Genomic DNA, 20,743 nt, shown 5'->3' on the forward strand with positions numbered 1-20,743 from the left:
GCCGAAGATTGCGCAACCCGCCTGACGCTAATGTGTGGCAAGGGTGATGGGCAGGGCCAGCGGGCCATGCGCCTGAAGGCCGATCCGCCAGACGGCCGGACCATCCGCCGCGATCGCCGGCGCGCGGGCCAGAAGCGCGGAGAACAGCACCTCCATGTTCAGCCGGGCCAGGTTGTTGCCCAGGCAGACATGCGGCCCCGCCCCGAAGGCCAGGTGGACATTGGGGCTGCGGGCGATGTCGAAGCGGTCGGGATCGGGGAAGGCCGCAGGGTCGCGGTTGGCGCTGGCATAGAGCAGCCCGAAGCGCGTGCCCCGCGGCCAGATCCGTCCGGCAACGGCCAGATCCTCGGAGGCGTAGCGGTGGAAGAAGACCAGCGGCGGCGCGAAGCGGAACATCTCCTGCACGGCGGTGGGCATCAGCGCCGGGTCGTTGCGCAGGCGGGCCATCTGGTCGGGATGGGCCAGCAGCGCGTGAAGCCCGCTGCCCATCACGTCGATGGTCGATCCGTGGCCGGCGTGCAGGATCTGCATGATCGTGGCGATCAGTTCGTCATGGCTCAGCAGGCCGGCGTCCTCGGCGCCGATCAGCGCCGACATCAGGTCGTCGCGGGGGCGCGCCCTGCGGTCGGCGTGAAGGTCCTGCAGTGCGTCGTGGAACAGCCGCACCGCCGCCTCGGCCCGGGCCTTGCGGTCGGCGCTGCGGCGGCTGACATCGAAATAGCTGACGGTGTCCTCGGTCCAGCGGGTCATCTGCGGGGCCAGCGCGGGATCGGTGCCGATCAGGTGGCCGATCACCTGCCCGGGCAGGCCGGCGGCCAGATCGGCGATGAAGTCGAAGCGCCCGCGCGGGATCAGCCGGTCGAGCGCATCCTTCACCCATCCCGCGACGAAGCCGCGCAGGCTCTCCAGGCGGGTTCTGGTGAAGAAGGGAAACACCGCGCGCCGCAGCCGGTCGTGGTCCGGCCCGTCCAGTTCCAGCATCGAGGTCTGCACGAAGCGTTCGTGGAACGGCATGTCGTGGAAATTCTCGGCCCGCTGCATCCGGCGCTGTTCCTCCGCGCCGAACAGCGCGGTCCCCCGCACCATCCGCCGGTCCACCGCGATGGCGCGCACCTCGTCGAAGCGCGAGGCCAGCCGGTAACCCTGCCAGTCGGGCAGGCCGGGCGTGGCGCGCAGCCGGGCGTATTGCGGCCAGGGGTCGCGGCCGAAGTCGGGGCGGGTCGGGTCGAAGCCCGCGGTCATTCCTCGGGCGGGGGGGCGAGGTCTGGGTGATGGCGCCGGCGCGCTGCCAGCGTTGCTGTTCGGTCCGCGAATCCAGCGCCATCGGGCGATAGGCGCGCTGATAGACGTTGGTGCCGAACAGCGCCTCGAGCGGGCGGCGCTTGTTGCGCGACCGCCATTCCGCGTCCGATTCGGCCAGCCGTTCGCGGATCGCCGGATCCGTGCCCCGCCGCGCGGCATGGGCCACCAGCGCGCCGTCCGCCGCCGCGATGCCCTGGTCGGACAGGCGCCCCGGGTCGCCCCCCAGCGCCGCCACCGCATCCGCGCCGGGGTTGGGATCGGTGATGTTGGCCCCGCCCGGCGTGGGCGCGGGCAGCAGCGCCAGATCGGGCGGCAGGGACAGCGGCCGCGTCGGCAGGATGGCGAATTCGTCGGGGCTGTTCTGGCCCGTCTCGATGTTCATCAGCTGGTTGCTGCCGCAGGCCGAAAGCCCCATGACGGCCGCCGCCGCGATGCCCCTGACAAAAGCCTGCATGTCCTGCCCCTTCGTTCGTTGCGTCCGTTCTAGCCGGATTTGCCCGTCCCGTCACGGGTCTTGTCGGCGGCCCTGGCGCGCGGCTTGCGGGCGGGCCCGGCCGGGTCCTTCTTCTGGGGAACCAGCACCAGCCCGATGGCGCCCGCGAAGATCGCGATGTCGGCCACGTTGAAGCTGTAGGGGTTCTGCCAGCCGGGCAGCGACATGTTCAGGAAATCCGCCACCGCCCCGTAAAGCAGCCGGTCGATCACATTGCCCAGCGCCCCGCCGATCAGCAGCCCCCCGCCACGCGGGCCAGGATGCCCGCGTCCGAACGCCAGATCCAGACCCAGACCCAGGCCACGATGACCAGCGCCACGGCGATCAGCACCCACCGCATCACATCCGTGTCCGAGGCCATCAGCCCGAAGTTCACCCCCTGGTTCCAGGCCATGCGCAGGTTCAGCCAGGGCGGCAGCACGTCGATCGCGCGGACGCGGTCCAGTTGCAGCACATGGACCACCCAGTATTTCAGCACCTGGTCCAGTACGAAGATCGTCGTGGCCACCCAGATCAGCAGCCGCATGTCGGTGCGGGCCGGGGGCGGGGGCTTCTTCTTGGGCGCGCGCGGGGTCCGCGGCCGGGGGGCCGGTTTCGGCGTCGCCGGGGCCGGCGGATCGAGGGGCAGTTCCTGCTGCATCAGTGACGGAAATGCCGCTGGCCGGTGAAGACCATCGCCAGCCCCAGGCGGTTGGCCGCGGCGATCACCTCGTCGTCGCGCATCGACCCGCCGGGCTGGATGACGGCGCGGGCGCCGGCCTCGGCCAGGGCCTCGATGCCGTCGGCGAACGGAAAGAACGCGTCCGAGGCCACGACCGCGCCGATGGTGGGCGGCCGGTCCAGGCCCAGGGCCTCGGCCATGTCCTCGGACTTGCGGCGGCCGATGCGGGTGCTGTCGATGCGGCTCATCTGCCCCGCGCCGATGCCGACGGTCGCCCCGTCGCGGGCATAGACGATGGCGTTGGACTTGACGTGCTTGGCCACCGTCCAGGCGAACAGCATGTCGGCCAGTTCGGCGTCGTCGGGGCGGCGGTCGCTGACAACCTTCAGGTCGGACAGGCCCACATGGCCGTTGTCGCGCCCCTGCACCAGAAAGCCGCCGGCGACCTGCCGGAAGGCCAGCCCCGGCGCCCGCGGATCGGGCAGACCGCCGGTGGTCAGCAGGCGCAGGTTCTTCCGGGCGGCGAAGATGCGTTTGGCGTCCTCGTCGGCGTCGGGGGCGATGACGACCTCGGTGAAGATCCGGGCGATGTCTTCGGCGGTGGCGCCGTCGAGCGGGCAGTTCAGCGCGACGATGCCGCCGAAGGCCGAGGTCCGGTCGCAGTCGAAGGCCCGCCGATAGGCATCGAGCGCGGTCGCGCCCCGCGCCACGCCGCAGGGATTGGCGTGCTTGATGATCGCGCAGGCCGGCCCTTCGGCGGGATCGAACTCGGCCACCAGTTCGAAGGCGGCGTCGGTGTCGTTGATGTTGTTGTAGGACAGTTCCTTGCCCTGCCACTGGCGCGCGGTGGCGACGCCGGGGCGGCTGTCGCCGGTGACATAGAAGGCCGCCTGCTGGTGCGGGTTCTCGCCATAGCGCAGGGGCTGGGCCAGGGTGCCGGCGAAGGCGCGCCGGCGCGGCGTCTGCTCGCCGATGGCGGCGGCCAGCCAGGTGGACACGGCGGCGTCGTAGGCGGCGGTGCGGGCATAGGCGATCTGTGCCTGGCGCTGGCGGAAGGCCAGGGTGGTGCGGTCGTCGTTGGCGTCCAGTTCGGCCAGCAGCACGTCATAGTCCTGGATGTCCACGATCACGGTGACGAAGCCATGGTTCTTGGCGGCCGCACGGATCATCGCCGGGCCGCCGATGTCGATGTTCTCGATGCAGTCGGCGGCAGAGGCGCCCTTCGCCACCATCTCCTCGAACGGGTAGAGGTTCACCACCAGCAGGTCGATCGGGCCGATGCCATGCGCCTCCATCGCGGCGAGGTGTTCGGGGTTGTCGCGCAGCGCCAGCAAGCCGCCGTGAACCGCAGGATGCAGCGTCTTGACGCGGCCGTCCATCATCTCGGGGAAGCCGGTCACCGCGGCCACGTCCACCACCCTCAGCCCGGCCTCGCGCAGGGTGCCGGCGCTGCCGCCGGTGGAGAGGATCTCGATCCCCCGGGCGTCCAGCTTGCGGGCGAAGTCGATCAGCCCGGTCTTGTCGGAGACCGAGATCAGCGCGCGTCGGATCGGCACGGGACGGGACATGGGGCCTCGCATCTGGTTTGCGGTGCCTTAGCCCCATGCAGGCCAAAGGTCCAGTGGCGCCGCCGGGGGCGCTTCGCCCCCGGACCCCCCGAGGATATTTGTCGTCCGGAGCAGGAGCCGGTCAGGCTGCCTTCCGCAGGCGCGCCATGAAGAAGCCGTCCAGGCCGCCCCGATCCGGCCAATGATCGGGACGCGTGCGCAATCCGCCCTCGGGGGTGATCCAGGCGGGATCGACCCCGGGCAGCGCCGGCGTCTCGACCGTCAGGCCGGGATGGCGGGCGAGGGCTGCGGCGATCTGGGCCTCGCCCTCGTCGGGCAGCAGCGAGCAGACCGCATAGACCAGCCGCCCGCCCGGCGGGATCAGCGACAGCGCGTGGTCGATCAGGCGCGCCTGCAGGTCGATCAGCGCGGGGATGCCCGATCCGTCGCGCAGGAAGGGCAGGTCGGGATGACGGCGGATCGTGCCGGTGGCCGAGCAGGGCGCGTCCAGAAGAACCGCGTCCAGGGCCGCGCCGGGGCGCCAGTCGAGCGCGTCCGCCGCGACCAGTTCCGCGGTCAGGCCGCAGCGCTTCAGGTTTTCCGCCACGCGGCGCAGCCGGGTCGGGCTGATGTCCACGGCCACCGCTTGCGCGCCCGCTGCCGCCAGTTGCAGCGTCTTGCCGCCGGGCGCGGCGCACAGGTCCGCGATGCGTTCGCCGGGGCGGGGATCCAGCAGGCGCGCGGGCAGGGCCGCGGCGGCGTCCTGAACCCACCACTCGCCCCGGTCGTAGCCGGGCAGGGCCGAGACCTGCACCGGGCCCTGGATGCGCCACGAGCCGGTCGGCAGCGGCCGGGCGCCCTCGATCTCGACCAAGGTGGCGGGTTTCGCGGTCAGGTCCAGCGGCGCCCCGGCCTGGTGGGCGGCCTCGATGGCGCGCGCCGCATCCTCGCCATAGGCGGCGGCGACAGGGTCGCGCAGCCAGGCCGGCATCGGCTGGGGCGGCAGGTCGGCCCAGCCCTGGTGGCCGGCGATCCGGCGCAGCACCGCGTTCACCATCCCCGCCGCGGCCTGCCCCTTTTGGCCCAGCCCGCGCGCCAGGGTGACGGCGGCATCCACGACACCGTGGGCCGCGCCCCCCAGTTCGAGCAGTTCAAGGGTGGCCAGGCGCAGGATGTCGGCCACCTGCGGGCTGGGCCTGCGCGCGACATAGGCCGCGATCACCGCATCGGCCCGCGCCTGATGGCGCAGCACCTCGGCCGCAAGGCGCGCGGCGCGGGCCTGATCCTGCGGCGCCATCGCCTTCAGCGCGCCCGCCTGATCGGACAGGGACAGCCCGTCCCGCACCCCCGCCAGCAGCCGCAATGCGCCAGACCGTGCCGTATCCATGCCGCGCTTTGCCAAATCGCTTTCCTTCACCTAAGTGTTGTTGAAAGACTGATCCCGACCTCTTACGCCCAGATGGGAGATCTTTCCATGAGCGAACAGCCCCCGGCGGACCGCCCCGACCTGCCGCCCGCAGCCCGTCGCGCCCTGGCCGAGGCCGAGGCGCGTCGCCGGGCCGCGGCGGGCGGGCAGCCCTTGCCCAAGGAATACGGCGGCCGCGACGGTCCCGAACCGGTGCGCTTCGGCGACTACGAGAAGAACGGCCTCGCGGTGGATTTCTGAGGATGGACTGGCTGCGCGCGTCCGCCGCCCAGCAGGGCCGTGCGATCATGGCCGGGCTTCTGGACCCGCTGGACCAGACCGAGGCCTATCTGGCCGCGATCAAGGCCCATCCCGATGCCGCCCGCATCTATGCCCGCGTCAGCGAGACCCGCGCCCGGTCCGAAGCCGTGGCCGCCCATGACCGCGCCAAGCTGGAGCTTCGCCGCGGGCTGCTGGACGGTGTGGCGATCAGCTGGAAGGACAACATCGACAGCGGCGGCACCGGGACCGAGGCCGGATCCCGGCTGCTGGAAGGCCGCGTGCCGCGCAAGGACGCCATCGTGCTGTCCCGGGCGGCGCGCCAGGGCACGATCTGCCTGGGCAAGACCCACATGACCGAACTGGCCTTTTCGGGGTTGGGCCTGAACCCGCGCACCGCCACGCCGCCCAATGCGCTGGATCCCGACCTTGCGCCGGGCGGCTCGTCCTCGGGGGCGGCGGTGTCCGTGGCGCTGGGGCTGGCGGCCGCGGCGATCGGCACCGATACCGGCGGATCGGTGCGGGTGCCGGCGGCCTGGAACGACCTCGTGGGCTTCATCCCGACGCGCGATTCTGGTGCCGGAAAAGGGCGTCGTCCCGCTGTGCCGGCGCTTCGACGTGCCCGGTCCCATCGCCCGGACGGTCGAGGACTGCGCCGAACTGTTCGCGCTGATGGCCTGCCGCAAGCCGGTCGATCTGCGCGGGGCCGACCTGTCGGGCCGCCGCCTGATGGTGCTGGAGGGCGTGCCCTTCGAGGATGCCGAGGAAGGCCCCGTCGCGGCCTTCGAGGATGCGGTTGACCGCCTGGCGCGGGCGGGCGCGCGGATCACCCGGCAGTCGTCGGACTGGCTGGCCCGCGCCATGCCGCTGTCGGTCCCGCTGTTCGCCCCCGAGGCCTATGGCATCTGGCGCGCCCAGATCGAGGACGCGCCGGAACTGATGTGGAAGCCGATCCTGGACCGGTTCCGCGGCGGAGCCGAGGTCAGCGCCCCCGATTACGTCGCGGCCTGGGAAAGCCTGGTGCGGATCCGGCGCAAATGGGTCAAGGAGGTGGCCTCGGGCTTCGACGCCATCCTGCTGCCCACCGTGCCGATCCTGCCCCCCAGGACCCAGGCCCTGATGGATGACGAGGCCGAGTTCGTGCGCGCCAACCTTCTGACCCTGCGCAACACCCGCATCGGCAACCTGCTGGGCCTGCCGGTCTGCACCCTGCCGACGGGGCATCCCGCCTGCGGGATCTCGGTCATGGGCCATGCGGGTCGCGACGGCCACCTGCTGCACCTGGCCGCGGCGGCCGAGGCGGCCCTGGCTGCCGCCTGATCCACCGGCGGGCCATGCATGGGCCCTGTGGCGGCCGGGTAGAACCGCCCGCACGCGGCGGTTGTGTCGGTCCCGGCTTTCCGGGCCGTCTTTTGCTGGACGCAAGCGGCCGATCACGCTAATGTTTCCAGGGACAAACGGGGCCAAAGACCCCGAGCGAGGCAGAGATGGCAATCCCCGAGCGGTTCTCGAACCTGCCGGAATACGCGTTCCCGCGTCTGCGCAGCCTGCTGTCCGGCATTCAGCCGGGGCTGGCCGCAGGCCAGGCGCCGGTGATTCTGACCATCGGCGAGCCGCGCCACCCCATGCCCGGTTTCGTGGCCGAGGTGATGGCCGCGAACATCGGGGGATTCGCGAAATACCCCGTCAACGAGGGGACACCCGGCCTTCTGGCCGCCATCGGCGACTGGCTGGGCAGCCGCTATGGTCTGGATGTCGCGCCCGACCGGATCATGGCCCTGAACGGCACGCGCGAGGGGCTGTTCAACGCCGCCTTGGCGCTGTGTCCCGAACGCAAGAACGGCCAGCGTCCCGCGATCCTGATCCCGAATCCCTTCTATCAGGTCTATGCGGTGGCCGCCGCCGCCGTTCAGGCCGAACCGGTCTTCGTGCCGGCGACGCCGGAAACCGGCAACCTGCCCGACTACGCCGCCCTGCCGCCCGACCTGCTGGACCGCACCGCCATCGCCTATCTCTGTTCGCCCGCGAACCCGCAGGGGGCGATCGCGGACCAGGACTATCTGGAGCGCCTGGTCGCCCTGGCGGACCGGCACGATTTCCTGATCTTCGCCGATGAATGCTATTCCGAGATCTGGCGCGACGCCCCCCGCCGGGCGCCCTGGCCGTGGCCACCGGGATGGGCCGGCCCGATCGCGTGGTGATCTTCAACTCGTTGTCCAAGCGGTCGAACCTGCCCGGGCTGCGGTCCGGCTTCGTGGCCGGCAGCGCCGCCAACATCGCCCAGATCCGGCGGCTGCGGTCCTATGCCGGCGCGCCCCTGTCGCTGCCCGCCCAGGCCGTCAGCGAGGCCGCCTGGCGCGACGAATCGCACGTGGCGGCCAGCCGGGCGCTGTATCAGCAGAAATACGCGACGGCAGACCGGGTGCTTGGCAATCTGCCGGGCTACCGGCCCATCCAGGGCGGCTTCTTCCTGTGGCTTCCGGTGCCCGATGGCGAACAGGCCGCCCGCAGGCTGTGGGCGCAGGCCGGCGTCCAGGTGCTGCCGGGGGCCTATCTGTCCCGAGAGGTGGACGGCCACAATCCGGGCAAGGGCTTCATCCGCGTGGCCCTTGTGGCGGATGCCGAGGAAACCGAACCGGCGCTGCAGCGGCTGCGCGCGGTGCTTTACGATGACATGACGGGCGGGGAAGGTTAGGACGATGGCAAGCTGGCAGGCAAAACACCGCGATCCGCTGTTCGACCAGTCCACGCAGGCGGCGCTTGAACGGCGGGGCAAGGAACTTCTGGGCGCGCTGCTGGTCATCGCCGGCCTTGTGATCGCGCTGATGCTGTCCAGCTGGTCGGCCGAGGATCCCAGCTTCCTGTCGGCCACCGACGAACCCGCCCAGAACATCCTGGGCAGCTTCGGGGCCTATGTCGCCTCGCCCCTGATGATGATCGCGGGCGGCGGATCCTGGATGCTGGTGGTGTCGGCCGTCGTCTGGGGCCTGCGCTTCATGCTGCACCGGGGCGAGGACCGCTTCATGCGGGCGCTGTTCACCCCCATCACCGTGGCGCTTGCATCCGTCTATTGCAGCACCCTGATCCCGGGCCAGGCCTGGGAACAGACCTATGGCCTGGGCGGGCATTTCGGCGACATGGTGATGGGCGCCATGCTGAACCTGCTGCCGGTCAAGGCGCAGATCGGCATCCGTCTGGCCGGGCTGGTGGTCGCGGTGGCGGTCTTGGCGATGGCCGCCTTTTCGCTGGGCTTCGAGCGTTCCGAACTGGTCGGCCTGTGGCGCCGCTTCGTGGCCGGGCTGCTGACCGCCTTCGATTTGGCGATGCGCGCGGCGGGGCAGGGGGCGGCGGCCTCGGCGGGGCTGAAGTCGCGTCTGGCGGCCCGGCGCCAGGCGCGCGCCCAGGATCCCGCGCCCCGCGCGCCGGTCCTGTCGCGCCGCAAGGCCTCCCGGCCCGATTTTCTGGACCTCGAGGAGGACCTGCCCGAGCCCGAACTGATCGAGCGCGACGCCGATTACGAGGGCGAGGCCCCCTCGGCCGAGGAGGTCAGCGGCCGCATCAACGACGCGATCCGCACGCGCTCGGGCAAGCCCTCGGTCCTGGCGGTGGTCGCGGCCCGCCTGACGCGCGAGGGCCTGCGCGACGGGCAGGCCGAGCCCGCCCCGGCCGGATCCGAAGCCGCCGACACGGCCCCGCGCATCAGTGTCCCGCCCGCCCGCAAGCCCGCGCCGGCCCGTCCCGCAGCCGCCGACCGGGAAGCCGCGCCGGATCTGGCGTTCGAGGATGCGCCGGACAGCTATGAACGCCCGCCGCTTGACCTTCTGGCCGCGCCCGCAGCCGGCGACCAGCCCACCGTCTCGGAAGAGGTGTTGATGGACAACGCCCGGATGCTCGAGGCGGTGCTGGACGACTATGGCGTGAAGGGGCAGATCACCGAGGTCCGTCCCGGCCCGGTGGTCACGCTCTACGAACTGGAACCCGCGCCGGGCCTCAAGGCCAGCCGGGTGATCGGCCTGTCGGACGACATCGCGCGGTCGATGTCGGCGCTGTCGGCCCGCGTCAGCACGGTGCCGGGCCGCACCGTGATCGGCATCGAACTGCCCAACGCCCGGCGCGAAAAGGTCTTGCTGCGCGAGATCCTGGCGTCCCGCGCCTTCGGCGACGGCACACAGCCCCTGCCCCTGGCGCTTGGCAAGGACATCGGCGGCGATCCGGTGGTGGCGAACCTGGCCAAGATGCCGCATCTGCTGATCGCCGGGACCACCGGTTCGGGCAAGTCCGTCGCCATCAACACCATGATCCTGTCGCTGCTGTACAAGCTGACGCCCGACGAATGCCGGCTGATCATGATCGACCCCAAGATGCTGGAACTGTCGGTCTATGACGGCATCCCGCATCTGCTGTCGCCGGTCGTCACCGACCCGAAAAAGGCCGTCGTCGCGCTGAAGTGGGTCGTGGGCGAGATGGAGGAGCGTTACCGCAAGATGTCCAAGATGGGCGTGCGCAACATCGAGGGCTACAACACCCGCGTCCGCGAGGCCCTGTCCCGGAACGAGATGTTCAAGCGCACCGTCCAGACCGGCTTCGACGAGGACACCGGGGAACCCATCTTCGAGACCGAGGAGTTCAAGCCCGAGACCTTCCCCTACATCGTCGTGATCGTCGATGAGATGGCTGACCTGATGATGGTCGCCGGCAAGGAGATCGAGGCCTGCATCCAGCGGCTGGCGCAGATGGCGCGGGCCTCGGGCATCCACCTGATCATGGCGACGCAGCGGCCTTCGGTCGATGTCATCACCGGCACCATCAAGGCGAACTTCCCGACGCGGATCAGTTTCCAGGTGACATCGAAGATCGACAGCCGCACCATCCTGGGCGAACAGGGGGCCGAACAACTGCTGGGCCAGGGCGACATGTTGTACATGGGCAACGGCGCCCGCATCACCCGCATCCACGGGCCGTTCGTGTCCGACGAGGAGGTGGAGGAGGTGGTGACGCACCTGAAGTCCTTCGGCCCGCCGTCCTACAAGTCGGGCGTCGTCGAGGGGGTCGAGGATGACGTGGCGTCCGACATCGACGCGGTGCTGGGCCTTGGCGGCGAGGGCGGGGACGACGCGCTTTACGACCAGGCGGTGATGATCGTCGCCAAGGACCGCAAGTGTTCGACCAGCTACATCCAGCGCAAGCTGGCCATCGGCTACAACAAGGCCGCGCGGCTGGTCGAGCAGATGGAGGAGCAGGGCGTGGTCTCGGCCGCCAACCACGTCGGCAAGCGCGAGGTGCTGGTGCCGGAGGTGTGATAAGCCTTGCCCACCACGCCCTGCCGTCAGACTGTCTCGCGGATCGGGGCTCCGGGTTCGGGAATCCTGCGGTTCAACGAAGCCTTTTGCGGAACGTGATCTTGTGGTCACCTTCTGCCCAAAAGTCGCGGATCGTCGCTTCCTGCCGGTATCCGTTCCGCCTGTAGAAGGCGCGGGCCGTCTTGAACGGCCCGGCGCTGGACGTATCGGCGATGACGATGCGCGCGCCTCTAGCCTGCAACTGTTCTTCCAGGGCAGCAACCAAGGCGGCGCCTATTCCCCGCCGCTGAAGTTCCGCTCCAACGCCAGGGCAAGCATGTTCCACGTGCCGTCAGTCAACTTTTCGCGCGGGCATAGCAGAGCGCCGACGGTTCTCCTGCCACGAGCCCGATCAGCCAAAGCTCCGTCGGATCACCGGCAAGGAACGGCGCCGCCAGTTCCGGCAACATCGCCGCAGGGAACAGGTCGATGCCCTCCAAGATCTTTCCCATTGAGTCCAGATCATCGGCAGAGCAGAGGCGAATTTCGAAACCACTCATGATACCTCTGGCAATGCAGGATCCCGGGCGACTGGCCCCGGCTGTTGCGCGGATCCGCAGCAGGCGCCGCCTGCCTTGGCCTCGACACCTGCGCTTGGCGTTGTCGTCTGCTGGCAGGCGCCCGGAAGACCCATTATATCCTACCCCATGACCCTCTGTCACATCCATCTGCTGAACGCGCGCCACGGCTTGACGCCCGTGCTGTCCGAGGTCCGGCAGGCCAGCCGGGAAGCGGTGGCGCGGGCCTTGGGGCACGCCGACCTGCCGGATTTCGACCTGGTGATCCGGGCGCAGGCGGACCGTTCCGCAGATGGCGCGGTCCAAGGCCATGCCCCCGCGCCCGGCGTGATCGAGATGGCGGTGCCGCCGGATCGGTTCGACCCCGCGCAGTTCGCCCGCGCGCTGGTCCGCCAGATGGCGCATCTGGCGCGCTGGGGCGGGCCTGGTCCGGGCAAATCGCTGGGCGAGGCGCTGGTCGGCGAGGGGCTGGCGGGGCATTTCGTGCTGCAGGTGATGGGCGGGCAGCCGGACGCGCTGGATACCGTCAGGGCCGCGCCGGGGACGATCCGGCAGGCGATGAACGAATGGGCGCGGCGCGACTTCGACCGGTCGCGCTGGTTCCTGGGCAAGGGCGACCTGCGCCGCGGCACCGGCAACGGCATCGGCCACCGCCTGATCGCCGAGCATCTGGCCCAGAATCCCGGCGACAGCGCCGCGCTGCTGGCCCTGGCGCCGGCCGATCCGTTCCGCCAGTCGCTGCGCCGGATCCTGACCGCCGAGGGCGGGGCCGAGGATGCCGCCGCCGACGCGCCGCCCTCAGAGGCCTGAATACCGCCGGCGGGCGCTGCGCGACATGGCCATCCAGCCGCCCATGGCCAAGCCCGCCAGGGCGCCGCCCAGATGCGCCTCCCAGGCGATGGCGGGCATCAGCACAGTCAGCGCCACGTTCAGCACCACCATCACGCCCACCGCGCGCCACAACTGGCCCAGCGGCCGGCGAAGCCGCCATCCGGTGACCACCGCATAGCCGACCAGGGCCCCCGCCAGGCCGAAGATCGCCCCGGAGGCCCCGACCATCGGCCCGCCATCGGGCGTCATCACCGCAAACAGCAGCGCCGCGGCGACCTGGCTGACGGCATAGACCAGGGCCATGCGCCCCGGCCCGATCAGCCGGTTCAGCTCCCGGGCCAAGGCCACCAGCGACAGCATGTTCATGGCCAGGTGCAGCAGCCCGCCGTGCAGGAAGCCATAGGTCACGAAGATCAGCGGCAGGTGGCCGGGAAAGATGCCGTGGCCGGCCCAGAAGACCGCCGACCAGAAGCCGCCCAGGATCACCAGAGCCTGCCGCAGCACCGGATAGCCCAAGAGATCGGCGCCCAGCGTCACGATCTGGATCGCGCAGCACAGGACGATGACCGCCTTGACCCACAGCGGCAGGCGCGCGGCCAGCGGGGGCGGCAGGTCGTCATGGACCGCGCCGAGGGGATTGCCCTGCGCCACCATCAGTCGGCCCTGATCTGGCGCGCCTCGGCCACCAGCATGATCGGGATGCCGGCCCGGATCGGAAAGGCAAGGCCCGCCGCCTGCGACACCAGTTCCTGCCGCGCCGCGTCGTAGGACAGGGGGGCGTGGGTGACGGGGCAGACAAGCGCTTCCAGCATGTGGCGGTCGAAGGCGGGCGGTTCGGTCTGGGTCATTGAAGTCGATCCTCGGTATCCCCGCCGTGCAGGGTGAATTCGATCAGGCCCTGCAGCAGTTCCCGCCGGTCCGCCAGGGTCGGGCTTTCCAGAAGCGCCTGCCGGTCGCCCGGGGTGAAGGGCAGGACCATCGACAGCGAATTGATCAGCGCCTCGTCCTGGGCCTCGGCGGCGGCGTCCCAGTCGGTGGACAGCTCGTGCGCGTCCATGTAGCGGCGCAGCAGCGGAAACAGCGTCCCGCGGTCAAGCCCCGGATCCTCCTCGGCGCCCTTGAGGTCGCGGGCGAAGCTGGACCAGTCCACCTCGGCCACCAGATAAGGGGTGAAGCCTTCCTGCAACGCCGTCAGGCGGAAGCGCGACACCGCCAGAAGCGAGATCATCTGCCGCCCGTCGTCGGTTTCGGAAAAGGCCACCACCCGGCCCGCGCAGCCGATCGCGGCCAGTCCCTCGCCCTCGGGCTGGATCAGCCCGATCAGGCGGTGTTCGGTCTTCAGGGCATCGTCCAGCATCTGCAGGTAGCGCGGTTCGAACACGTGCAGCGGGATCCGCGCCCGCGGCATCAGCACCGCCCCGGTCAGCGGGAACAGCGGGATGCGCGGGGGCAGATCGAAGCGGAACCGCATCGCGATCAGGCGAAGATCAGCGACGACAGGCGCCGCCGGCCCTTCTGAACCAGCGGGTCGTTGGGCTTGAGGCTGTCGAAGATGGTCAGAAGCTGCGCCTTGGCCGCCCCGTCGTTCCAGTCGCGGTCGCGGCGGAAGCTGTCCAGCAGGACGTCGATCGCCTCCTCGACCCGGCCCGCGCCGTGCAGGGCCTGGGCGTATTCCAGCCGGGTCTGCTGGTCGTCGGGATCGGCCTCGACGCGGGCCTGCAGATCGGCCAGCGGCCCGGCTTTCGCGGCCTGCCGGGCGAGGTGCAACTGGGCGCGGGCGGCCTCGACCGGGGCGCTGGCCGCGGCGGGGGCCGGGATGGCGTCAAGGGACGCCTGGGCCGCATCGGCATCGCCTGCGGCCAGATGCGCGCGGACCACCCCGGCCCAGGCCTCGCCGCTGGCGGGATCTTCCTCGGCGATGGCGGCGAAGGTCTCGGCGGCGTCGCCATAGGCGCCTTCGGCCAGCATCTGTTCGGCCGCGGCCAGCGCCTCGGCCAGCCCGCCGTCATCGCCCGACAGCGCCGCCAGCTTGTCCACGAACTGCCTGATCTGGCTTTGCGGGATCGCGCCCTGGAAGGCATCGACCGGCTGGCCCTGGAAGAAGGCATAGACGGTGGGGATAGACTGGACGCGCAGTTGCGCGGCGATCATCTGGTTCTCGTCCACGTTCACCTTGGCCATGCGGACGCGGCCCTTGTGGCGCGCGACCTCGGCCTCCAGCTGCGGGCCCAGGGTCTTGCAGGGGCCGCACCAGGGCGCCCAGAAGTCCACGATCACCGGCACCTGCATCGAGGCCTGCACGACCTCGGCCATGAAATTCGCCTCGGAGACGTCCTTGATGACGTCGGTTGGCCTGGGGGCGTCCTGTGCGCCGTCAAACAGCATGGTCATGGATTTTCCTGATCCGTCGATTCCGTGTCCAGAGTAATATGGTCATTGATCCCGTTGAACGAAAGGGCGGACCGAGCGTTGGCCCCCAAGCGCGGCGGAAGCGCGGCGGCAGACCTGTGGTCTTGCGCAGCGGCCGGGACCGGCCGCCCCCGGGACCGCCAGGGCGCCCTGCCCGTCGCCGCGGGACCACGCAACAGGAAGGAGGCCAGAGGATGACCGACACCGATGCCGAAACCGCACCCGACCGGCCCTTGCCGCCCCTGGGGCTGGCGCTGCTGCCGATCGTGCTGACGCTTGGACTGCTGGCGATCCAGCTGTTCTGGTATGGCGACTTCACGCCGCACATCCCGCTGATCCTGGGCCTGGCGATCACCAGCCTGCTGGGCGTCTTGCGCGGGCAGGGCTGGATGGACATCCGCGCGGGCATCTTTCACGTCATCCACGTGTCGATGCCGTCGCTGTCGGTGCTGATCGTGGTGGGCATGATCATCGGCGTCTGGATCGCGTCGGGCACGGTCCCCACGCTGATCTGGTACGGGCTGACGATGCTGAACCCGCAGATCTTCCTGGTGGCGGCCATGGTGCTGTGTTCGGTCGTGTCGCTGTCGCTGGGCACAAGCTGGGGAACCGTCGGCACGGTGGGCGTGGCGCTGATGGGGATCGGCGCGGGCTTCGGCATCCCGCCCTACTGGACGGCGGGGGCGGTGGTGTCGGGGGCGTTCTTCGGAGACAAGATCTCGCCCCTGTCGGACACCACCAACCTTGCCCCGGCGGTGACGGGGGTCAACATCTTCGATCACATCAGGAACATGCTGCCCACCACGGTCCCCGCCATGCTGATCGCCCTGGCGATCTACTGGCTGGCCGGCAGCTTCCTGATCGCCCCGGCCGAAACCAGCCTGGCGCGGATCGAGACGATCACCACCACGCTGGACGCCCAGTTCCGCCTGGGGCTGCTGCCGCTGCTGCCGCTGCTGCCGGCGCTGGTGGTCGTGGTGCTGGCCGTCACCCGCCAGCCGCCGCTGCCGTCGCTGTTCGCGGGTGTGCTTCTGGGCGGGCTGATCGCGATCTTCCTTCAGGGCGACGGCCTGCACGACGTCTTCACCTATGCCCAGTCCGGCTACAGCATCGACACCGGCATCGCCGACATCGACAGCCTGCTGAACGCGGGCGGCATCCAGTCGATGATGTGGACGATCTCGCTGATGCTGATCGCCCTGGGCTTCGGCGGCGCGCTGGAACGCACCGGCTGCCTCGAGGCGATCATCCAGGCGATCATCTCTCGGGTCAAAAGCTTCGCGGCGGTGCAGGGCAGCGCCATCGGCACCGCCTTCGCCACCAATGTCGTGGCGGGCGATCCGTATATCTCGATCGCGCTGCCGGGGCGGATGTATGCGCCGCTGTATCGCGGCATGGGCTATTCCACGCTGAACCTGTCGCGCGCGGTCGAGGAAGGCGGAACCCTGATGTCGCCGCTGATCCCCTGGAACGCCGGCGGCGCCTTCGTCATCACCGCCCTGGGCCTGGGGATCATGGAGGGCAACCTGACCAATCTTCTCTATATCCCGCTGGCCTTCGCCTGCTGGACGGCGCCGCTGATCGGCGTGTTCTACGCCGTCACCGGCCTGTTCTCGCCCCGCGCCACGGACAGCGAACGCCGCGACTGGGACCACCAGAACGAGGACGTGCTGGACCTGGGCGGGCACGCTCTGGCCGAGGATCCGAAATGACCGCCTACAGGTCGAAGCTTGCCAGCACCGGCACATGGTCGCTGGGCTGGTCCCACCCCCGGCAGGGGCGCAGGATGCGGCTGCCATGCGCGGCGCCGGCGATGTCGCGGCTGGCCCAGATGTGGTCCAGCCTGCGGCCCCGGTCGGCCACCTCCCAGTCCCGGGCGCGATAGCTCCACCATGAATAGAGCGGACCCGACGGGATGTCCTGGCGGGTCACGTCCACCCAGCGGCCCGCGTCCTGGGCCGACAGCAGGTGATCGACCTCGACGGGGGTGTGGCTGACGATCTTCAGCATCTGCCTGTGCGACCAGACGTCATCCTCGCGCGGGGCGATGTTCAGGTCGCCCACCAGAATCGACCTGTCTGGGCGGTCGGCGTGGAAGACGTCGCGCATCTCGGCCACGAAATCCAGCTTCTGGCCGAACTTCTCGTTTACCGTGCGGTCGGGCACGTCGCCGCCGGCGGGCACATAGATGTTGTGGATCGTCACGCCGTTTTCCAGCCTTGCGGCGACATGGCGGGCATGGCCCAGGCTGGCATAGTCGCGGTCGCCCGCATCCGCGATCGGCAGGCGCGACAGGATCGCCACGCCGTTGTAGCCCTTCTGGCCGCGTGCGACGACGTGGCGGTATCCCAGGGCGCGGAACTGTTCCAGCGGGATCTTGTCCACCGGGGACTTGCATTCCTGCAGGCACAGCACGTCCGGCGCCTCCTCGCGCAGGAAGCGGGCCACCAGCCCCTCGCGCAGGCGGACCGAGTTGATGTTCCAGGTGGCGATGGTGAACATTGGCAGGCTCCTTTGGCGGGCGGACCCTAGCGGGGGTGGCGCAAGCTGTCGAGTTGGGGGCGCGGCGGGCAAAATGCCGCAGGCGCGAAATCACGGCTTGGTGATCGCAAGGACAGCGGCTAAGCATCGCCATCCGTCATTCAGGGGGGCGACATGCGGGTGACCGTGGACGAGGCTTTGGCGCAGGGCGGGGCCGGGCGGTTCCAGAGGCGGCTTCTGGGGATCTTCGGCCTCGTTTGGGCCGCGGACGCGATGCAGGTGATCGCGGTGGGCTTTGCGGCGCCCTCGGTGGCGGCCAGCTTCGGGATCGAACGGGTGACGGCCTTCCAGATCGGCACCGTCTTCTTCGCGGGCATGTTCCTGGGCGCCTTCGCCTTCGGCCGCATCGCCGACCGCATCGGGCGGCGCAACATCCTGGTGCTGACGGTGGGGATGGACGCGATCTTCGGATTGGCTTCTGTCTTTGCGCAGGACTTCACGCTGCTGCTGGTCCTGCGCTTCCTGACCGGGGTGGCGGTGGGCGGCACGCTGCCCGTGGACTATGCCCTGATGGCCGAGTTCCTGCCGCCCCGCAACCGCGGCCGCTGGCTGGTCTGGCTGGAGGGCTTCTGGGCCCTGGGCACGATCGTGGTGGCCCTGACGGCCTGGATCGCCGTGGCGCAGGGCGCGGTGGCGCCCTGGCGGTGGATCTTTGCGGTGGCCGCGGTTCCCGCGCTGATCGGCGTCTTCCTGCGGCTGTGGGTGCCGGAATCGCCCATGTATCTGATCCGCAAGGGCGAGGGGGCGGCGGCCAAGGCGGTGATCGACCGGGTGCTGGTCACCAACGGGATGCAGCCGCTGCCGCGCGACGCGCAGGTGGTGGCCGCGCAGGCACCGGCGGGCGCCGAACGGTCGATCCTTTCCGGCCTGCTGCGGGCGCCCACCATCGGCGTGCTGGCGGTGTGGTTCCTGGTGTCGCTGTCCTATTACGGCGTTTTCGTCTGGGTGCCAGGGCAGCTGGCGACCGAGGGCTTCGGCTTCGTGCGGGGCTATGGCTTCCTGGTGGTGCTGGCGCTTGCGCAGGTGCCGGGCTATGCGCTGGCCGCCTGGGGGGTCGAGGCTGTGGGCCGGCGCGCGACGCTGCTGGGCTTCCTGCTGCTCAGCGCCGCGGGCTGCGCGCTGTTCGCGGTGGCCACGGGCACGGCCCTGGTCGCGGGCGCGCTGATCCTGATGAGCTTCGCGTTGCTGGGCACCTGGGGCGCGCTCTACGCCTTCACGCCGGAACTCTATCCCACCCATCTGCGCGGCACCGGCATGGGCACCGCCAGCGCCGTGGCCCGGCTGGGCGGGATCCTGGCGCCCAGCCTGCTGGCCTTCGTCTTTGCCCGGGGCTTCGGCTTCGCCATCGGCGTCTTCGCCGCGCTGCTGCTGCTGGGGGCGCTGGCGCTGCTGCTGGTCAGGACGGAAACCCGCGATCAGGCCATCGCCTGAAACCCGCTGCGGCTGCGGCCCGTTGCCCCCTGACATCGGGTGAAAGGATGCGGCGATGGGCCAGCTGGTCGAAGGCGTCTGGAAGGACGAATGGTACGACACCGGGTCAACCGGCGGAGAGTTCGTCCGCGACACGTCGAGGCACCGCAACTGGGTGACGGCGGACGGCAGTCCCGGCCCGACGGGCGAGGGCGGCTTCAGGGCGGAAAGCGGGCGATACCACCTGTACGTGTCCTATGCCTGCCCGTGGGCGCACCGGACGCTGATCTTCCGGGCGCTGAAGGGGCTCGAGGATCACATCGACATCTCGGCGGTCCATCCCGACATGCTGTGGAACGGCTGGGAGTTTCGCACCGATTTCGACGGCGCCACCGGCGACCGGCTGTTTGGTGAGTCCTACCTCTACCGGCTGTATCTGCGCGCCGATCCCGGGGCCTCGGGCCGGGTGACGGTGCCGGTGCTGTGGGACCGCGAGACCGGCCGGATCGTGTCGAACGAAAGCGCCGACATCATCCGCATGTTCAATTCGGCCTTCGACGCGGTGACGGGCAACGCCGACGACTACTGGCCGCAGGACCTGCGCGACAGGATCGGCCATCTGAACGACCGCATCTACGAGACGGTCAACAACGGCGTCTACAAGGCGGGCTTCGCCACCAGCCAGGACGCCTATGACAAGGCCGTGCATCCGCTGTTCGACAGCCTGGACTGGATCGAGGGCATCCTGGCCGGCAGCCGCTATCTGGCCGGCGACCGCCTGACCGAGGCCGACTGGCGCCTGTTCACCACCATCGCCCGCTTCGACGCCGTGTATCACACGCATTTCAAGTGCAACCGCCGCCGGATCGTCGATTACCCGAACCTGTGGGGCTGGGCGCGCGAGCTGTATCAGACGCCCGGGGTGGCCCAGACGGTGCGGCTCGACCATTTCATCCGCCATTACTATTTCAGCCACGACAAGGTGAACCCGCACCGGATCATCCCTATCGGCCCAGACGAGGACTGGACCGCGCCGCATAGCCGCGGATGAAGGAAGCCCCGGCGCGGGAAAACGCCGGGGCATCAGAGGAGGGAGGGAGGGAGATGTGGCCGCATCCGCCGGCCACTGGGCTTCGGGCAGACAACGCCGGCCTGCCGCCCGGGTTCCGCCCGGAACGCACGGAAATCGCCACGATCCTGCCGTTCAGGCGGCGACAGGATCGGCCCGTCAGGCCACCAGCCGATAGCCCCCCGATTCCGTCACCAGCAGGCGGGCATTGCCGGGATCGGGCTCGATCTTCTGGCGCAGGCGATAGATGTGGGTTTCCAGCGTGTGCGTGGTCACGCCGGCGTTGTATCCCCAGACCTCGTGCAGCAGCACGTCGCGGGCCACCACCCCGTCCTGCGCGCGATACAGGAACTTGAGGATGTTGGTCTCCTTCTCGGTCAGGCGGATCTTGCGGTCCTTCTGGTCGATCAGCATCTTCATCGCCGGCTTGAAGGTATAGGGCCCAAGCTGGAAGATCGCGTCCTCGGACTGTTCGTGGGTGCGCAGTTGCGCCCGCAGCCGGGCCAGCAGGACCGGGAACTTGAAGGGCTTGGTGATATAGTCGTTGGCGCCCGCGTCCAGCCCCAGGATCGTGTCGGCGTCGGTGTCGTGGCCGGTCAGCATGACGATGGGGCATTTGACGTTCAGCTTGCGCAGCTTCTTGCACAATTCGCGCCCGTCGGTGTCGGGCAGGCCCACGTCCAGGATCACCAGATCGAAGATCGCGCCCTTGGCGGCATCGACCGCCGCCGCGCCGGTGCCGGCCTCGGTCACGTCGAAGTCGTCGGTGGCGATCAGCTGTTCGGCCAGAGCCTCGCGCAGGTCTTCCTCGTCATCGACCAGCAGGATCTTTTTCAGTCCGGGCATGTTGCCTCCTCAGTCTTGTTGGGCGAGTAGGTGGCCTCGGCCCGGCCCTGCGTCCAGCTTCATGTCGGAAATCTCACATGGAGTTGTGGCCAA

General features: G+C 69.9%; 16 protein-coding genes and 5 pseudogenes. 8 read left to right on the plus strand and 13 right to left on the minus strand.

Annotated features, from left to right (window positions below):
• Positions 1-27: 27 nt before the first annotated feature.
• The 5 genes and pseudogenes from ACZ1HC_RS07115 to ACZ1HC_RS07135 all read right to left on the minus strand — a co-directional run bounded on the left by ACZ1HC_RS07115 (position 28) and on the right by ACZ1HC_RS07135 (position 5,390).
• The gene (locus ACZ1HC_RS07115) at positions 28-1,242 is read right to left on the minus strand and encodes a cytochrome P450 (RefSeq protein WP_472699361.1); all 1,215 of its coding nucleotides are present in this window, start codon (positions 1,240-1,242) and stop codon (positions 28-30) included.
• Positions 1,243-1,279: 37 nt separating this feature from the next.
• A pseudogene (locus tag ACZ1HC_RS07120) lies at positions 1,280-1,756 on the minus strand (DUF3035 domain-containing protein); the annotation flags it as partial.
• A 29-nt stretch (positions 1,757-1,785) separates the two neighbouring features.
• Positions 1,786-2,321 (minus strand): annotated as a pseudogene (lspA, locus tag ACZ1HC_RS07125) (signal peptidase II).
• 113 nt (positions 2,322-2,434) lie between these two features.
• Entirely contained in the window at positions 2,435-4,024 is a 1,590-nt protein-coding gene (purH, locus tag ACZ1HC_RS07130) for a bifunctional phosphoribosylaminoimidazolecarboxamide formyltransferase/IMP cyclohydrolase (protein WP_472699362.1), read from the minus strand.
• Positions 4,025-4,145: 121 nt separating this feature from the next.
• Positions 4,146-5,390, minus strand: a complete 1,245-nt coding sequence (locus ACZ1HC_RS07135; protein ID WP_472700805.1) for an RsmB/NOP family class I SAM-dependent RNA methyltransferase — start codon at positions 5,388-5,390, stop codon at positions 4,146-4,148.
• Positions 5,391-5,477: 87 nt separating this feature from the next.
• On the opposite strand from ACZ1HC_RS07135, the gene ACZ1HC_RS07140 reads away from it, so the two are divergent.
• From ACZ1HC_RS07140 to ACZ1HC_RS07155, 4 genes and pseudogenes are all read left to right on the plus strand, one after another.
• The gene (locus tag ACZ1HC_RS07140; RefSeq protein ID WP_472699363.1) at positions 5,478-5,669 is read left to right on the plus strand and encodes a DUF1674 domain-containing protein; all 192 of its coding nucleotides are present in this window, start codon (positions 5,478-5,480) and stop codon (positions 5,667-5,669) included.
• A 2-nt stretch (positions 5,670-5,671) separates the two neighbouring features.
• Positions 5,672-7,007 (plus strand): annotated as a pseudogene (locus ACZ1HC_RS07145) (amidase).
• A gap of 167 nt (positions 7,008-7,174) precedes the next feature.
• Positions 7,175-8,382 (plus strand): annotated as a pseudogene (locus tag ACZ1HC_RS07150) (aminotransferase class I/II-fold pyridoxal phosphate-dependent enzyme).
• A 4-nt stretch (positions 8,383-8,386) separates the two neighbouring features.
• Positions 8,387-10,987 carry a DNA translocase FtsK gene (locus tag ACZ1HC_RS07155; protein ID WP_472699364.1) on the plus strand — a complete coding sequence of 867 codons (2,601 nt, stop codon included), beginning with the start codon at positions 8,387-8,389 and terminating at the stop codon, positions 10,985-10,987.
• Between the two features lie 73 nt (positions 10,988-11,060).
• On the opposite strand, the gene ACZ1HC_RS07160 is transcribed toward ACZ1HC_RS07155, so the two are convergent.
• Positions 11,061-11,312 carry a GNAT family N-acetyltransferase gene (locus ACZ1HC_RS07160; RefSeq protein WP_472699365.1) on the minus strand — a complete coding sequence of 84 codons (252 nt, stop codon included), beginning with the start codon at positions 11,310-11,312 and terminating at the stop codon, positions 11,061-11,063.
• 10 nt (positions 11,313-11,322) lie between these two features.
• Entirely contained in the window at positions 11,323-11,526 is a 204-nt protein-coding gene (locus ACZ1HC_RS07165) for a hypothetical protein (protein WP_472699366.1), read from the minus strand.
• Between the two features lie 147 nt (positions 11,527-11,673).
• Here ACZ1HC_RS07165 and ACZ1HC_RS07170 point away from each other — a divergent pair.
• Positions 11,674-12,327: pseudogene (locus ACZ1HC_RS07170) on the plus strand (DUF2268 domain-containing putative Zn-dependent protease); the annotation flags it as partial.
• Positions 12,328-12,342: 15 nt separating this feature from the next.
• Here the strand turns inward: ACZ1HC_RS07170 and ACZ1HC_RS07175 are convergent.
• The 4 genes from ACZ1HC_RS07175 to trxA are packed head-to-tail and all read right to left on the minus strand — an operon-like array spanning position 12,343 to position 14,766.
• A complete protein-coding gene (locus tag ACZ1HC_RS07175; protein WP_472699367.1) occupies positions 12,343-13,029 on the minus strand; it encodes a rhomboid family intramembrane serine protease in 687 nt (228 codons plus the stop codon).
• On the minus strand, positions 13,029-13,223 hold the full coding sequence (locus tag ACZ1HC_RS07180; protein WP_472699368.1) for a Trm112 family protein: 195 nt from the start codon (positions 13,221-13,223) through the stop codon (positions 13,029-13,031). The genes ACZ1HC_RS07175 and ACZ1HC_RS07180 overlap by 1 nt, the downstream gene beginning before the upstream one ends.
• Positions 13,220-13,846: an LON peptidase substrate-binding domain-containing protein gene (locus tag ACZ1HC_RS07185; protein WP_472699369.1), complete on the minus strand. Its 627-nt coding sequence runs from the start codon at positions 13,844-13,846 to the stop codon at positions 13,220-13,222. Before ACZ1HC_RS07185 ends, ACZ1HC_RS07180 begins: the two co-directional genes overlap by 4 nt.
• A gap of 5 nt (positions 13,847-13,851) precedes the next feature.
• Positions 13,852-14,766 carry a thioredoxin gene (gene trxA / locus ACZ1HC_RS07190; RefSeq protein ID WP_472699370.1) on the minus strand — a complete coding sequence of 305 codons (915 nt, stop codon included), beginning with the start codon at positions 14,764-14,766 and terminating at the stop codon, positions 13,852-13,854.
• Between the two features lie 212 nt (positions 14,767-14,978).
• Here trxA and nhaC point away from each other — a divergent pair, with 212 nt between their 5' ends.
• Positions 14,979-16,496: a Na+/H+ antiporter NhaC gene (gene nhaC, locus ACZ1HC_RS07195; RefSeq protein ID WP_472699371.1), complete on the plus strand. Its 1,518-nt coding sequence runs from the start codon at positions 14,979-14,981 to the stop codon at positions 16,494-16,496.
• A gap of 4 nt (positions 16,497-16,500) precedes the next feature.
• Here the strand turns inward: nhaC and ACZ1HC_RS07200 are convergent, their stop codons facing one another.
• Positions 16,501-17,286 carry an exodeoxyribonuclease III gene (locus ACZ1HC_RS07200; protein ID WP_472699372.1) on the minus strand — a complete coding sequence of 262 codons (786 nt, stop codon included), beginning with the start codon at positions 17,284-17,286 and terminating at the stop codon, positions 16,501-16,503.
• A gap of 153 nt (positions 17,287-17,439) precedes the next feature.
• Between ACZ1HC_RS07200 and ACZ1HC_RS07205 the strand changes: the two genes are divergently transcribed.
• Together ACZ1HC_RS07205 and ACZ1HC_RS07210 are read left to right on the plus strand one after the other, a co-directional pair.
• Positions 17,440-18,756 (plus strand): MFS transporter, encoded by a 1,317-nt coding sequence (locus ACZ1HC_RS07205; RefSeq protein WP_472699373.1) that lies wholly within the window; start codon positions 17,440-17,442, stop codon positions 18,754-18,756.
• A gap of 55 nt (positions 18,757-18,811) precedes the next feature.
• Positions 18,812-19,786, plus strand: coding sequence for a glutathione S-transferase family protein (locus tag ACZ1HC_RS07210; RefSeq protein ID WP_472699374.1), 975 nt, complete (start codon positions 18,812-18,814; stop codon positions 19,784-19,786).
• Between the two features lie 177 nt (positions 19,787-19,963).
• Here the strand turns inward: ACZ1HC_RS07210 and ACZ1HC_RS07215 are convergent, their stop codons facing one another.
• Positions 19,964-20,650 carry a response regulator transcription factor gene (locus ACZ1HC_RS07215; RefSeq protein WP_472699375.1) on the minus strand — a complete coding sequence of 229 codons (687 nt, stop codon included), beginning with the start codon at positions 20,648-20,650 and terminating at the stop codon, positions 19,964-19,966.
• Positions 20,651-20,743 lie beyond the last annotated feature (93 nt).

The organism is Paracoccus sp. BR5-17, from assembly GCF_055693925.1.